Genomic DNA, 13951 nt, shown 5'->3' with positions numbered 1-13951 from the left:
CGGATTTAGATCCGTTCTCTTGAAGCATAGAAAGAACATAAACAAAATTTAGTTATATGGAGAATTTAAAAAATAAGCGGATAGCGATATTAGTAACAGATGGATTTGAAGAAATTGAATTGACTAGCCCAAGAGAAGCCCTGGAAAATGCAGGCGCCAAAACAGACATTATATCACCGGCTAAAGGAAAAGTACGTGCAAAAAATGGGGATGAATGGTCAACTGACTATCCTGTCGATGTTGCTCTGCAGGAGGCAGAAGAGAATCGATATGACGGCTTGCTGCTACCAGGCGGGGTCATCAATCCTGATAAATTAAGGACGAATAAAACGGCTATTGCATTGATCAATGCTTTCTGGGAACGGGATAAACCGATCGCAGCCATTTGCCATGGACCCCAATTACTGATTAATGCAGATCTGGTTCGTGACAAAAAAATAACCTCCGTCGAAGCCATTCAAATGGACCTGATTAATGCAGGCGCATTATGGGAAGACAGCGAAGTGGTGATTGACGACAAACTTATTACAAGTCGCACGCCCGACGATCTACCCGCTTTTAATAAAGCCATCATCAAAGCGTTTGCGACAGAAAAAAAGAACAAAGCGTAGTAGTACAGTTTCAATAACGTATTAAATCGGCCAACCTTTAGATCTTGTAACATGTTCAGCATATAAATAACACATAAAACAGCATATTATGAATACAACAAAAAGTTCAAGCCATACGACTGCCAAAGGGCAATCGCAAAGCAGCAACGCTAACAAAGAAAAAAAATCAGCGACAACAGCAGGAAAAAGTGCTTCAGCGTCTAAAGGATCGCAAAACGGAAGTTCTGATAAAACCAAAGCTGAACTCTTGGAAATGGCAAAGAAAATGGAGATCACTGGGCGTCACGATATGACGAAAGATGAACTTGCTAAAGCCATTGAGAAGCAGGGCAAAAAATAGAAATGTCATTCACGGACAGGTGCTGATTAGTCCTGAAAATAGATACAGATTTTCAGTGATTAGAAACTAAGCTTAAAAGAAAGACCCGCAATTTTAAATGCGGGTCTTTCTTATTTCTTCCTTTCTTTTGGCCTATCTGTAGGATCATTGGGCATCTCGTTCAACTGATCCACCTGCGGGTCTACTCCGGCCTCGGCATCGCCCTGATCCTTATCGCCTACATCTCGCAGTGTCTCTCCGTTTACACCTAACTTGACCTTTTTCTTTTTTTCCATTTCGGTTCCGACGACGCGGTTTTCATTTTTTGTTGCCATATTCCTCTATTTTTTGTTTTTATTGTTTAAATCAATGTAAGAGCATGTGATGAAAACCGAAGCTGACAAGACCAGCTGTATTTTTTGTATTCGTTTTCTCGATCAGTTTCTGTCGGTGCCCTTCTACCGTACGTTTGCTCAAAAAAATACGCGCTGCAATTTCGCCGTTGGTGTATCCCTGAGCGATGAGTTCCAAGACATGCAATTCGCGTTCTGAAATATCATATTTTAACAGAACACGGTTTAGGTCTGGAGCTCTGTCCGCAAAGTTTTTATAATCTTTAAGGCAGGAAACACTTAAGGAACCACTGATATATTTTTCTCCTTTGGCAACCTGCCGTATACCAAAAAGTACCTCATCACAACTACTATCTTTCACTAAATAGCCATCTGCTCCAGCACGCAATACATCTGCGGCAATGTGTTTGTCATTTTCCATCGTCAAGGCAAGGATTTTTATATCGGGGTATTTCTGTTTAACGAAATCAATGAGGGCTATTCCGCCCATTTCACCCATATTAATATCAGTAAGGATCATATCTGGTCGCTGATTGATTTTTAATACATCTAAGGCTGCTTCAGCACTTTCAACATCAGCCAAAACAGTAATGTCATCTTGCGTTTCTAAAATCAGCCGAAAACCACTTCTTACCAAATGATGGTCGTCGACAAGGACTATCTGAATCATAGCTATCTGTTTAATGAACTTATGTACTTCTAGGAACAGCACCCAATTGTAAAAAGTTTCTTACAATTGAATTTATCTAAAAAATAAAGAAAATAAGATTGATTTTCTTTTTCTATCATAATAGCAAATTTAGAAACCGAAACGCTTTTGACTTGAGCTTTGTTCTCCTACTAAGTGCATGCAGGTGACATGCCATCATTAAACGATAGATAATATGAAAAACTCAACAAAATTAATTGCCGTCAGTCTATTATGCTTAGCAGCCTATGGATGTAACGGCGCTAAAACTGATGATCAAAAATCACAGGAACTGATGCGTGATTCCGTTCCCAACGATACCACGACGATACAATATCGCGACACCACATCTGCCGAATCCCGTGGAGAAATCCCGCCGACACCACAGCCGGATACAACGACAAAAAAATAAAACGAATGTAACTTGGCTATTGTTCTTGGCTTGATAATAGCATAATTATGAAGTCCTCCCGTCGTGAGATGGCTGGAGATTAGATTTATTGTAGAGAGCTAGACAATGTAAACATTGTCTAGCTTTTTTATTTGGGCACTATTCGAAGGTCAGATTGATTTTCGAAAATCCCAATCCCTGTAAGAGCGGTTTAAAAACGGTGGTTGCATTGGCCTTGGTCTGCTGCAGGATATCCGATTTCTTTACATCATCAGCAACAGCTTTTTCTGCAGCTTTATAAGCTTCATCCACGAGCTCTGCTTCGCGCAAGAAAGCCATTTTCGTATCATAGACTTTGGACGCCTCGTGGTCGATCTTGATATAACAAATTTCAGGAGCCGGCAATTTGATGGAGACCGAATCCCCCAAAACCGTGATATCTTCCGGACTAAGTTTCGTCAGATTCACACAGCCTACAGCATCTGCTTTCACGATGAGTAATACACTTGCATCCGGTAAAAAAGTGTTCACGTTTTTGTGCTCCACAACATCACTGTAGCGGTATTTAACCAATTCCAGTTTTCCCATGGCTTCAATGCGGTCCACCAACAGCTGATGTTTGCTTTCCACTGTCGGTCCGCTGTTATATTTATGATACACAAACCAAGCGCCCACTGCCAAAATGGCTACGATAATTAAAAATTTTAAAAATTTTCCCATAAACTATACTATACAAATTAAAGACCAAGCTGCTCATTTAGGTATTTAACCTGAAAATATTACCTCAATATTATTCTCTAGGTTCACTGAACGGGCATACTTGAAAATTATACCTTTTGATAGACAATTGTTTAGTTAAAAAGTTTAAAAAACATTTGGAACATATGAGCTATAATACTACTTTTGTGACATCAAAATCACGGTAGGTATAGCTCAGTTGGTTAGAGCACTAGATTGTGGTTCTAGGGGTCGTCGGTTCGAGCCCGATTACTTACCCAAAAGGCAGATCATTTGATCTGCCTTTTTTGTTTCTAGTCCCGTCTGTTTGCTCCCGTCTGTTAGCGCCACATAAATCCGCCAATACGGAAAAAGCGGAGCAACTTGTTGATCACGGTTAAAGCAGGTTTCTTAATCTTCCATTTTAATCCATCGAATCCTGTGGGGGCCGCATTGAAATCTTTCACTGTCGCCGCCCCTGTTTTCATATGTATCGGCGCTTCATCCCTTCGATGTTTCTCCACCACCAGGATGCTATCATAGTAGTGTAGAGACTCTACCGAACGCGTAAATCCGTTGACCTTCAATCCGCGTTGCTCGGAATGGTAAGCATTGATGTAATCAATAAAATTTTTACTATACTCAATAAAAGTGCCGTTCCTTTTATGGCCACCACCATAAAATACCTGGTAAGATGTATGTAAATCTTCACAAAGGTATACACCACTGTCTTTCACATGATCAAAAAGCTCCTCAAATGTCACAATCTGTTGTTTCATCGTATGGCCCCCATCATCAATCAATATATCGATAGGCGGAATAGATTCCTTTACCTGACGCAGAAACTTCCGGTCGGACTGCGAACCAATAAAGATCTCGACATTTTCTTCTTCGAGTTCCTTACAGTGCGGATTAATGTCTATACCGTATATTTTTGCACGATCACCGAAATAGTTCTTCCACATCTGCAGACTTCCACCCTGAAAAACCCCAACTTCCAACACCACGATCTCTTTGCCTTTGAAACGACTAAAATGTCTGTCGTATATATCGAAATAATGCATCCATTTATTGATTAGCTTCGCATTATTATTTCGGAAATAAGTTTCTAACTCGTTCATGTCCTTCGGTCTATTTTAAGGGGTTCTGGTTTTTTATGTGTTGAATTTATTGAAATATAACGAAAAAAGCAACGATATATTTTTCTTCCAGTCGAATTTTAAAATTCAATTTTAAAACATTCAAATTATTTTCCTACATTTATATAACTAGTTATATAATTACTTATAATACGATGGAACTATTTGAAAAAACAGGAAAAATAGCCTTAGGTAGCAGATTGCGCTACATGGCTTCCAACATCACAGAAGAAGCCGCCCGGATACACGAGCTTTATCAGATTGAATTTGCACCCAAATGGTTTCCCGTATTCTTTATTTTATCTGAAGGTGATACCAAGACAATTACTGATATAGCAACAGAGATTGGCCACTCCCAGCCATCGGTCACTAAAATCGTTAAAGAAATGATCGAGGCGGGCCTACTAGAAGATAACCTTCGCTCTATGGATAAACGGAGAAATATGGTTGGATTGAGTGATAAAGGAAAAATGCTATGGGAAAGAATGAAAATTCAATGTATCGATATCGATCGTGCCATTGATGGGATTATCCTGGAAGCTACGCACAATCTATGGGAAGCGTTAGCGGAATGGGAATTTCTCCTAGAACAAAAATCCTTATTGAAACGGGTGCAAGAGCAAAAGAAGATGCGTGAAAGTAAGGATATCAACATTGTGCCGTACAATCCAGCCTACCGCTTGGCATTTAAGTCCTTGAATGAGGAATGGATTTCCACCTATTTTGAATTGGAAGAGGCGGACCATAAAGCACTTGACAACCCTGAGGAGTATATTTTGGCAAAAGGCGGCAAAATTATGGTTGCTCTTTATAATGACAAGCCCGTAGGTGTATGTTCACTTATCAAAATGAATCATCCCGATTTTGACTATGAATTGGCAAAAATGGTGGTTTCCCCAACCGTGCAGGGCAAAAATATAGGCTATCTTTTGGGAAAAGCAATTATTGAAGAAGCAAAGACGCTAGGGGCTTCAAAACTGTTTCTCGAAAGTAACACCATTTTAAAACCTGCGATCAATCTCTATCACAAGTTGGGTTTTCAAAAGATTAATGGCTTTCCAAGTACTTATCAACGATGTAATATCCAGATGGAACTGGATTTAAAAAATAGCCTTGCGCAGTAGAAACATACACTGGAATGAGTCAACTCAGATAAACGAATGAATGCTTCCTTTTTTGGGGAAGCATTTTTGTTTAACTAATTTTTCAAATAAAAGGTGATACTTTTCGCTAAATTGGTACATGTCTATAAATGATATTGCTATGCAACAATTGATCAATTCAAATCGAACAATAGACCGGAAGGTGCTCTTTATGAACTTGTATAAAAGTACATTTCCTATCGTGGCTAAGTATGTCAGTCGCATGGGCGGTAATTTAGATGAAGCCAAAGATGTATTTCAGGACGCTTTACTGGTGTATTATGAAAAGATACATTTAACAGAAACACCACTAAACAACGCTATTGGTTATTTGGTCGGAACAGCCAAAAACCTATGGCTTAAACGGTATGGTCAATCCAGCCCAAACCTCCCCCTAGAGCAGGTGGATATTGCTTTGACAACCGAAGAGTCTCCTTCTAGCGCAAGGCTGTTTCGCTTTTTGGAGATTGCCGGGCGCAAATGTTTAGAACTTTTGAAAAGCTTCTATTATGATCAAATGTCCCTGCAAGAAATTGCAGATGAATATGGCTATTCGGGCGTAAGGAGCGCCACTGTACAGAAATTCAAATGCCTGGAGAAAGTTAGAGAATCCGTTAAAGAAAAATCACTGGTTTATGATGACTTCATGGAATGAAACCCAGCAGATAGAAGCATATATCTTTGGAATGGCTGAACCAGAAGATGCGTTGCTTTTTGAAGCGCGATTGGTATTGGACGAAGAATTGGCAGACAAGGTTATTGCGCAACAAAAAGCTTATGAAGCTATTCAGCAATTTGGGCGCAAACAATTGAAAATGGAAATTGAAGCGATAACGCAGGCATTATTTACACATCCTGAACATGTCTCTTTTCGAAAAAAAATATTAAAGTTATTTCGCAAATCCTAAATTCTTAACATCATGACGATTGACAAAAATGAGTTCCGCAAATTTGCGGTAGGGCACTGTTATGTCCAAAAAGATCTGGTGGATCATTATATTTCCGGTATCGAGCAGTCACGCATGCCGCTGGCCATGACTCCATATATCACCGAAGAACGCGAACTGCGCGTATCACAGATGGACGTATTTTCCAGATTGATGATTGACCGTATTATCTTTATGGGTGCTGCCGTGGAATCCAACATCGCCAATATCGTACAAGCCCAGCTGTTATTTCTTCAATCTGTTGATCCCAAAAAAGATATACAACTGTATATCAACTCTCCAGGCGGCGAAGTTTATGCCGGATTAGGTATTTATGATACGATGCAATTGATCAGTCCTGATGTTGCAACAATCTGCACCGGTATGGCACTCTCTTTTGGCGCGATATTACTCTGTGGCGGCGCCGCCGGCAAGCGTAGCGCCCTGCAGCACGCACGGGTGATGTTGCATCAACCGCTGGGCGGTGTTCAAGGGCAGGCATCGGACATTGAAATTACAGCCAATCAAGTGTTGAAAATAAAGAAGGAGCTGTACGATATTATTGCCAAACATAGTGGACAAAGCTATCAACGTGTACATGATGTTAGCGACCGGGATCACTGGATGGTTGCTGCAGAAGCAAAAGAATTTGGAATTATTGACGACGTACTGACCTAGCGATGATCAGTAATTTTTTTGCATTTTCAACCGGGCTATTGACAGACTATTGTCAATAGCCCGGTTAATTTTGTCATCAATAAATTTAGCTCATAATGAAATTAACATCCATTCGACTGATTGCAAATAACATCCAGCAATCCGTCACATTCTATGAAGAAATCCTGGGGCTCACCGCACAATGGTTTACACCAGACTTCGCCGAACTTTCCACCAGTTCCATTACCATAGCTATTGGAAGTACCCGTACGATGCAAATGTTTAGCGACAGCCCCGCTATCTTTGGTAACACGGCCCCTATTATTATTGAATTTTTAGTGGAAAATGTAGATCATGAATATATTCGGATCAAAAATAGTGATTCAAAAATCGTTCAGGAGCCGACAACAATGCCTTGGGGCAATCGCTCATTGCTTTTTTGTGATCCTGATGGTAACCTGCTTAACTTTTTCACGCCACTGAGCCCCGAGGCCATCAAGAAATTTGGTTTAGACGCTACTAACTAGTCTGCTCATCGCACAAGATACTAACATCGAAAATAGTATCTTGTCTTCATTAATTGACATTTAACAGCTATTCAGCTCATGGCCCTCATTAAAGATATATATACACGGGAATTCTATCAGTTTATTGCTGATCAGTTCCACCGCGTTGATAACAATTTTAACAGAGAACAGTTTATCAAACGTGTTTTTGCAGGCAGTTTTCATGAAATGGAGTGGAAACAGCGAACAAAACATAGCACAGCGGTCTTACACGAATTTATGCCGACCTCCTTTCCTGAAGCAGCGGCCTTACTAAGACAAGTTGTGGAACATCTTCTAAAAACGAAGCATCCGGGAGGACTTGAATATGTTATTTTTCCAGACTATATCGAAACTTACGGCATCGAAGATTTTGAAACAGCTGTACAGTCATTTGAAATCGTCACGAGATTTATCAGTTGCGAATTTGCCGTTCGTCCATTTATTATCAACTATGGATCTCGAATGATTGCGGAAATGGAAAGATGGTCCAAAAGTCCACATGCTCAGGTACGACGCCTTGCAAGCGAAGGATCTCGACCCCGACTCCCGTGGGCGATGGCAATTCCATCGTTGAAAAATGATCCTACTCCTATCCTGTCCATCCTACAAAACCTCCATAATGATTCATCCGAGAGCGTCAGAAGAAGTGTAGCCAACAATCTCAACGATATCGCTAAGGATCATCCCCATCTTGTCTTGGATATTGCCCAGCAATGGAAAGGTATCAGTAAAAATACAGATGCTATCATCAAACATGGCTGCCGTACCTTACTCAAACAAGGTCATCCAGCAATTCTAAGCTTTTATGGACTGGATAGTAGCGATTTCGATGTTACCAATCTCAGTATTCATACACCGGCTGTTAAAATAGGTGAACATCTTATTTTTTCCTTTGAAATTGAGAATGGAAGCAGCACCGCTAAATCACTACGTCTGGAGTATGGGTTATATTATCAAAAATCAAATGGCCAGCTATCTCGAAAGGTTTTTAAAATTAGTGAACGAATTTATCAGGGAGCTGAGATAAACCGTATCGAGCGAAAGCAATCTTTTAAATTGATTACCACCCGGAAATTCTATGCAGGGAAGCATAAAATCTCCATTATTGTCAATGGGCGAGAAATGGTCCAACAGGAATTTGAGCTATTGCACATTTAATGGGACATAAGAAACAAACGAAGGGCTTTCGTGTTCTACTAGAAACAATAGAATATGCGCTGGATGACTTTTTCCAAGGTATATGTGGTAGGTGGTTTATATTAATATGAAGTCTGTTATGAAGAAAATTCTCTTAATCTTTTTTGTCTTACTTATTCTATTTATCATTGGGCTTTTCATTAGAACGCTGACTTATCCGTTTACGCGAGTCAAAAAATCGGAGGTGGTGCCAATGCCGCCAGCGGTCAATGACAGCATTGTTGCCCGATTTGCCGGCGGTATCAAAATAGCCACCATCTCTATCGGCGACTCGATATTATTTAATCATGCTCCTTTTGAAGAACTTAATAATTATATCAGGTACAACTTTCCACTGATCTATCGCTCGCTGGAAACCTATACAATCAATGGTCATGCGCTGGTCTTTCGACTCAAGGGAAGCGACAAGAGCTTGCTTCCGCTACTCTTTCTTTCCCATACGGATGTCGTCCCTCCTGGTTCAGCTGCTATAAAAAACAACGATTCATCACTATTTCAGCCTAGCGACCAGGCGATACCACCTGTAAGCGAAATCGCCGAAGAGTGGGACTATGCACCTTTTTCGGGGGCAGTAGCCAACGGCCGCATTTATGGACGTGGAAGCTTAGACATGAAAGGCATGCTTTTCTCCTTACTTGAAGCGACAGAACAGCTGGTTCGAGAACAGGTACAGCCCAAGCGGGATATCTACCTCGCTTTTGGTTTTGATGAAGAAGTTGGGGGCGTACGTGGCGCAGCCAAAATAGCAGACTACTTCAAAGAAAAGGGCCTTAAATTCGAAGCCGTTTATGACGAGGGTGGACTCATTCTGGAAAAGGGCTCGGTCGAGGGAATCAGCTCGGATGTAGCGTTGATCGGTTGCGCGGAGAAGGGATTTTTATCCCTGAAAATAAAGGTTAAAGGTCTTGGTGGGCACTCCTCGATGCCCCCAACAACGAGTGCAATTGGTCAAGCGGCAGTCATCATGCAGCGCTTAGAAAATCACCAGATGAAAGCACAGATCAACCCCATTATCCAAAACTTCTTTCAACAGGTTGGTGACAGCATGCCTTTTGCCTCCCGATTTGCGATCGCTAACCGCTGGCTTCTTGAACCTTTATTTCTGGCTCAACTAACGAAAAACCATTCGACTAATGCTCTCGTGCGAACAACTACGGCACTGACAATGATGAAAGGCAGCGATGCCCCCAATGTCCTTTCACCTGAAGTTGAATTTGTTGTCAATTTTAGACTGCTACCCGAAAACACCCTAAAGGAAGTTCGGGATCATGTCGAGCAGGCTACAAGCGGGTTTGATGTTGAGATCGAACAGGTCGACAATGCCCGAGAAGCATCCAAAGTCTCAACAACAGACGCTAAAGCCTACAAAATGATGGAAATTGCTATCCGCAGACTATACCCCGATCTTATTATTACGCCCTACCTGACGGTGGGCGGAACCGACGCCATCAAATATCAGCATCTCAGTGATCATATCTATCGTTTTATGCCCATTAAAATTAATCACGCCGAACAGCAGAGTATGCATAGTACCAATGAATACATCAGCATTGAAAACTACCTGAAGATGATAGACTATTTTTATTACATGATGCGTCACTACGACGATGAAAAGATTTAACCATGGACAATCTTCGCAATTACATTCACACATTGGTTTATTTTTCAACAAACACAGATAAGAGATATGAAAACAGACAATAACGCACTCTTGGAATTCGAAAAATTTATGGCTATCCGATTGAAGTCCTCAACAGATTTTGTGGAGGGCCATTTTGACTCTCTTAAAGACATTTCTGTCTCGAATGAGCCGGCAACAATTTTTCCGCCCAATGGAATATACATCTCTGGGGTATCCGAGGTCAATGATTTTAATCAAAAAGGAGCTTCCAATTTCCTTCCGGGTGCAGAGAACAAATTTGAAGTGATCCATCAAGATGCATGTGATTCGCTAGCTTACTGGACGGGTATACAACGTTCGACAGTCAACGTAAAAGGGCGAGATATAGCAGTGATTTTCAATCTCAGAATCACCGAAATCTTCAGAAAAGAGCAAGGCAGTTGGAAGCTTATGCATCGACATGCCGATAAACTGGCCGAATAATCGAGATGGCTTAGCAAATCGTCAGATAAAACGGCTGTGTGCAGCAAACCACTGGAGACTATTTAAGCTATTGCGCATTGCAGCATTTACCTAATGATAGTTCATTAAATAAACAATGGCGACTATCTAACGTATCCCTTTTGTTACAAAAGCAATTCACACAAACGATTGCATTGAATAATTTTCGTTTAATTTAATTGTATTTATAAAATTAGAGTCAACAATTAAATTTAACTTATGAGATATCCCAAATTTACACTACTGCTTTGTGCAGTATTGGCAAGCTTTCTGTCTTGCAAAAAAAGCGAGGTGCAAACTAATTTAGAAGAGAAATTATCGCTCCGTGCTGCATCCCCTGGAGCAAGCGGATACGAAGTTCCCTTAGGTGGTAATGCCTTTGTTACTTCAGCACCTTCCGGTGCAGTTGAAGTCATCAATAGCAATGGCCTGGCAAACTGGACCAATGCCAATAGTGTGATCAGTACCTATGCCAAGGTCCCCCAAGCAGGCGCTTTACGTGTTAAAATAAGGGCTAAAGTGTTACCTTCAGGCGATAGCAGTACGGTGAAGTTAACGATCAACGGTGTAAGCAAACAAATCAAACTTAAGGGTGGAACCCTTAAGGATTACACTGTTGGTACCTATTCGCTAAATGCGGCGGGTTATATAAAAATGGATCTTCAAGGTGTATCCAAGTCAGGTGGTTACTTTGCGGATGTATCCCACTTGATTTTAGATAGTTCGGCAACGAATGGCACAGTAATTTATAGTGACAATAATGTAGATAATACCTACTATTGGTCGCGACGGGGTCCATCCTGCCATTTGAGTTATACCATTCCAACAAATCAGCAAGTTTCCTATTATTATAGCGAGGTGAAAGTCCCCGCTGGAGAAGATAAAATAGGATCTTACTTTATGGCAAATGGCTTCGGCCAAGGATATTTCGGAATGCAGGTCAATTCAGCGACAGAGCGCAGAATATTATTTTCTGTTTGGAGTCCATATAGCACCGATAACCCATCACAAATACCTGCAGAGGACCGCATTACATTAAATAGAAAAGGTGCAAATACCACGACAGGAGAGTTCGGTGGCGAAGGTTCTGGCGGACAAAGCTACCTCAAGTTTAATTGGACTGCCGCTACTACCTATAAATTTTTATTGAAGGGAGAACCTGATAATAATGGAAGTACTGATTTTACGGCATGGTTTAATGATCCTTCGACCAATACTTGGATACTCATTGCAAGTTGGAAACGTCCCAAAACAAATACTTATTTAACAGGATTTCATAGCTTCCTCGAAAATTTCAACGCCGACAACGGCTTCCTGGGACGTTCTGCCGAATATAGTAATCAATGGGTTCGTACAGTCAGCGGAACTTGGCTGAAAGTCGTGGAAAGTACCTTTACGGTTGATGCAACCTATTCCAATAACCAGCGGATAGACGCCATTGGCGGAATAACCGGGAATAGCTTCTTCCTAAAAAATGGTGGTTTTTTCAATACTGTCGTAAATCCCGGAACGAAATTTACACAAGCAGGTACTGGCACAGCACCTTCAATAAATCTAACAACACTGCCGTAATACGCATGTTTACAGTAAATTATTAGTAGTTTATATTCCATTTAAAGGGGCAATACGTTCAAATGAAGTATTGCCCCTTTAAAAACTTTACCTTGTGATATTTAAACAACAATTCGTACCTTTCACTAACACTTTAATAAAATTAGCTAATCCCCCGCCTTGGGCAGGTTGTAAACCCAATGCTTTTCCGAATACCGACGATAGATTCCAGCATCAAGAACGATTAACTTGTTTATGAATATACTATCCAAACCCTTATTTATCCTATTGAGCACCTTGTTGCTAATCAATAGCCTTTCATCAAAAGGACAGTATCTTTCACCCATTAAGACTGACCATAAACTTAAAAACCAACTCGATACAATCGTAAACTGTTCCGTTGTTGATTATCTTTCCAACAACAATACATTTAGTGTGTCTATTGGAATTTATACAAAAGGGCACAAAACAACCTACACCTACAGTAAAGAAAAGCTACCAAACGCCGATAACTATTACAACATTGGATCGGTAGCGAAAACGTTTGTCGGCGCTCTACTTGCGCAAGCGGTCCTTGATAAGAAAATCAACCTCGATGATGATATCCGTAAATACTTGCCGGGAGACTATTCCAATTTACAATACAGCGGCCATGGAATCCGCGTTAAGCATCTAGCAAATCATACTTCTGCCCTTCCAAAGACTTTCAGATCGCTTCCTACCAAAGTTGTCGATAGTTTAAGGGGGCTCACTATTCCGGAACAAGTAGACTATCTTGGAAAGTACAGTCGTGACAACCTATTTGACGATCTGAGGAAAGTCAAGCCCGACACCGTCCCAGGTACAAAGTTCAGTTACAATAGCACGGCTGTGATGGTACTTATTGCGCTATTGGAAAGTAGCTATAAAGATTCCTATGAACATCTTATCAGCGCATATCTGAAGGGACACCTTGGTATGCACTATACAACGCCCTATTTAGATGAGTCACAAATAAACGACGTTGTACAGGGCCATGATAATAAAGGTCAGCCTGTTCCATTTGCGAATTTGAGAGGGTTTTACTTTGGCCCCACAATGAATTCAACGATCAATGATATGTTGATCTACATCGAAGCCAACCTCAAACTAAACGATAGAGCCCTTGGTCTAACACATCAACTGACTTATGGAAAAGACGATGGATTTGGTATGGGGCTCGGTTGGATGATCAATCATGATGAACGTGGGGTTCGCTATTTCTATCACGATGGAAATACTAAAATAGGCTACAATACCTTATGTGTGCTGTATCCCACAGATGATTATGGTATCGTTATTATGGTCAACGACACCGTTGATCAACGCAAGGTCAGTGAACTTGAAAATGACATTAGACATCAGTTATTACTGTATAATCGACGACAGGTTCAGCCTTCAAGTTCCTACAGAAAAGAGGGACTAAAATAAAGTTATCATTAAAAAAATATGTCTTTATTTTTAATTCAATAAAAAATAAAATTAAAATAAGAGAAGTAATAATAAATTCTCCCAAAATATTATTAATTTTCGGAAACTAACCAATGTGGAAATCGGTGAATGTTTATTTTT

The 13951-nt window shown here is 40.6% G+C and carries 17 protein-coding genes and 1 tRNA gene; 14 read left to right on the top strand and 4 right to left on the bottom strand.

Features of this window, described 5'->3' with window-relative positions:
• Positions 1–56: 56 nt before the first annotated feature.
• Both AAH582_RS11485 and AAH582_RS11480 read left to right on the top strand, forming a co-directional pair.
• Entirely contained in the window at positions 57–611 is a 555-nt protein-coding gene (locus AAH582_RS11485) for a type 1 glutamine amidotransferase domain-containing protein (protein WP_343322217.1), read from the top strand.
• Positions 612–699: 88 nt separating this feature from the next.
• Positions 700–951, top strand: coding sequence for a Rho termination factor N-terminal domain-containing protein (locus AAH582_RS11480; protein WP_343322216.1), 252 nt, complete (start codon positions 700–702; stop codon positions 949–951).
• A gap of 110 nt (positions 952–1061) precedes the next feature.
• On the opposite strand, the gene AAH582_RS11475 is transcribed toward AAH582_RS11480, so the two are convergent.
• The gene (locus tag AAH582_RS11475) at positions 1062–1265 is read right to left on the bottom strand and encodes a hypothetical protein (protein WP_070564431.1); all 204 of its coding nucleotides are present in this window, start codon (positions 1263–1265) and stop codon (positions 1062–1064) included.
• Positions 1266–1296: 31 nt separating this feature from the next.
• Complete coding sequence (locus AAH582_RS11470) at positions 1297–1953, bottom strand: response regulator transcription factor (protein WP_343322215.1); 657 nt, start codon at positions 1951–1953, stop codon at positions 1297–1299.
• A gap of 214 nt (positions 1954–2167) precedes the next feature.
• Here AAH582_RS11470 and AAH582_RS11465 point away from each other — a divergent pair, with 214 nt between their 5' ends.
• Positions 2168–2383: a hypothetical protein gene (locus AAH582_RS11465; protein WP_046676306.1), complete on the top strand. Its 216-nt coding sequence runs from the start codon at positions 2168–2170 to the stop codon at positions 2381–2383.
• Positions 2384–2521: 138 nt separating this feature from the next.
• Here AAH582_RS11465 and AAH582_RS11460 read toward each other — a convergent pair whose 3' ends face one another.
• Positions 2522–3082, bottom strand: a complete 561-nt coding sequence (locus tag AAH582_RS11460) for a DUF4230 domain-containing protein (protein ID WP_046676305.1) — start codon at positions 3080–3082, stop codon at positions 2522–2524.
• A gap of 202 nt (positions 3083–3284) precedes the next feature.
• Between AAH582_RS11460 and AAH582_RS11455 the strand changes: the two genes are divergently transcribed.
• Positions 3285–3358: transfer RNA gene (locus AAH582_RS11455), tRNA-His, on the top strand.
• Between the two features lie 62 nt (positions 3359–3420).
• Here the strand turns inward: AAH582_RS11455 and AAH582_RS11450 are convergent.
• Positions 3421–4200, bottom strand: coding sequence for a class I SAM-dependent methyltransferase (locus tag AAH582_RS11450; RefSeq protein WP_084823323.1), 780 nt, complete (start codon positions 4198–4200; stop codon positions 3421–3423).
• A 173-nt stretch (positions 4201–4373) separates the two neighbouring features.
• Here AAH582_RS11450 and AAH582_RS11445 point away from each other — a divergent pair, with 173 nt between their 5' ends.
• From AAH582_RS11445 to AAH582_RS11400, 10 genes are all read left to right on the top strand, one after another.
• The gene (locus tag AAH582_RS11445; RefSeq protein ID WP_343322214.1) at positions 4374–5342 is read left to right on the top strand and encodes a bifunctional helix-turn-helix transcriptional regulator/GNAT family N-acetyltransferase; all 969 of its coding nucleotides are present in this window, start codon (positions 4374–4376) and stop codon (positions 5340–5342) included.
• Between the two features lie 139 nt (positions 5343–5481).
• Entirely contained in the window at positions 5482–6015 is a 534-nt protein-coding gene (locus AAH582_RS11440; protein ID WP_343322213.1) for an RNA polymerase sigma factor, read from the top strand.
• Complete coding sequence (locus AAH582_RS11435) at positions 5996–6268, top strand: hypothetical protein (protein ID WP_343322212.1); 273 nt, start codon at positions 5996–5998, stop codon at positions 6266–6268. The genes AAH582_RS11440 and AAH582_RS11435 overlap by 20 nt, the downstream gene beginning before the upstream one ends.
• 12 nt (positions 6269–6280) lie before the next feature.
• Positions 6281–6964, top strand: coding sequence for an ATP-dependent Clp protease proteolytic subunit (locus AAH582_RS11430; RefSeq protein ID WP_201639237.1), 684 nt, complete (start codon positions 6281–6283; stop codon positions 6962–6964).
• A gap of 95 nt (positions 6965–7059) precedes the next feature.
• Entirely contained in the window at positions 7060–7470 is a 411-nt protein-coding gene (locus AAH582_RS11425) for a VOC family protein (RefSeq protein ID WP_046676301.1), read from the top strand.
• A gap of 78 nt (positions 7471–7548) precedes the next feature.
• Positions 7549–8649: a DNA alkylation repair protein gene (locus AAH582_RS11420; RefSeq protein WP_343322211.1), complete on the top strand. Its 1101-nt coding sequence runs from the start codon at positions 7549–7551 to the stop codon at positions 8647–8649.
• A gap of 118 nt (positions 8650–8767) precedes the next feature.
• On the top strand, positions 8768–10309 hold the full coding sequence (locus AAH582_RS11415) for a M20/M25/M40 family metallo-hydrolase (protein ID WP_343322210.1): 1542 nt from the start codon (positions 8768–8770) through the stop codon (positions 10307–10309).
• 66 nt (positions 10310–10375) lie between these two features.
• Positions 10376–10792, top strand: coding sequence for a hypothetical protein (locus AAH582_RS11410; RefSeq protein WP_343322209.1), 417 nt, complete (start codon positions 10376–10378; stop codon positions 10790–10792).
• Between the two features lie 237 nt (positions 10793–11029).
• On the top strand, positions 11030–12382 hold the full coding sequence (locus tag AAH582_RS11405; protein ID WP_343322208.1) for a DUF3472 domain-containing protein: 1353 nt from the start codon (positions 11030–11032) through the stop codon (positions 12380–12382).
• Positions 12383–12616: 234 nt separating this feature from the next.
• Entirely contained in the window at positions 12617–13810 is a 1194-nt protein-coding gene (locus AAH582_RS11400) for a serine hydrolase domain-containing protein (protein WP_343322207.1), read from the top strand.
• Positions 13811–13951 lie beyond the last annotated feature (141 nt).

The sequence above is a fragment of the Sphingobacterium multivorum genome, assembly GCF_039511225.1.
Classification (GTDB): domain Bacteria; phylum Bacteroidota; class Bacteroidia; order Sphingobacteriales; family Sphingobacteriaceae; genus Sphingobacterium.
This window is presented reverse-complemented; position numbering and strand designations above follow the sequence as displayed.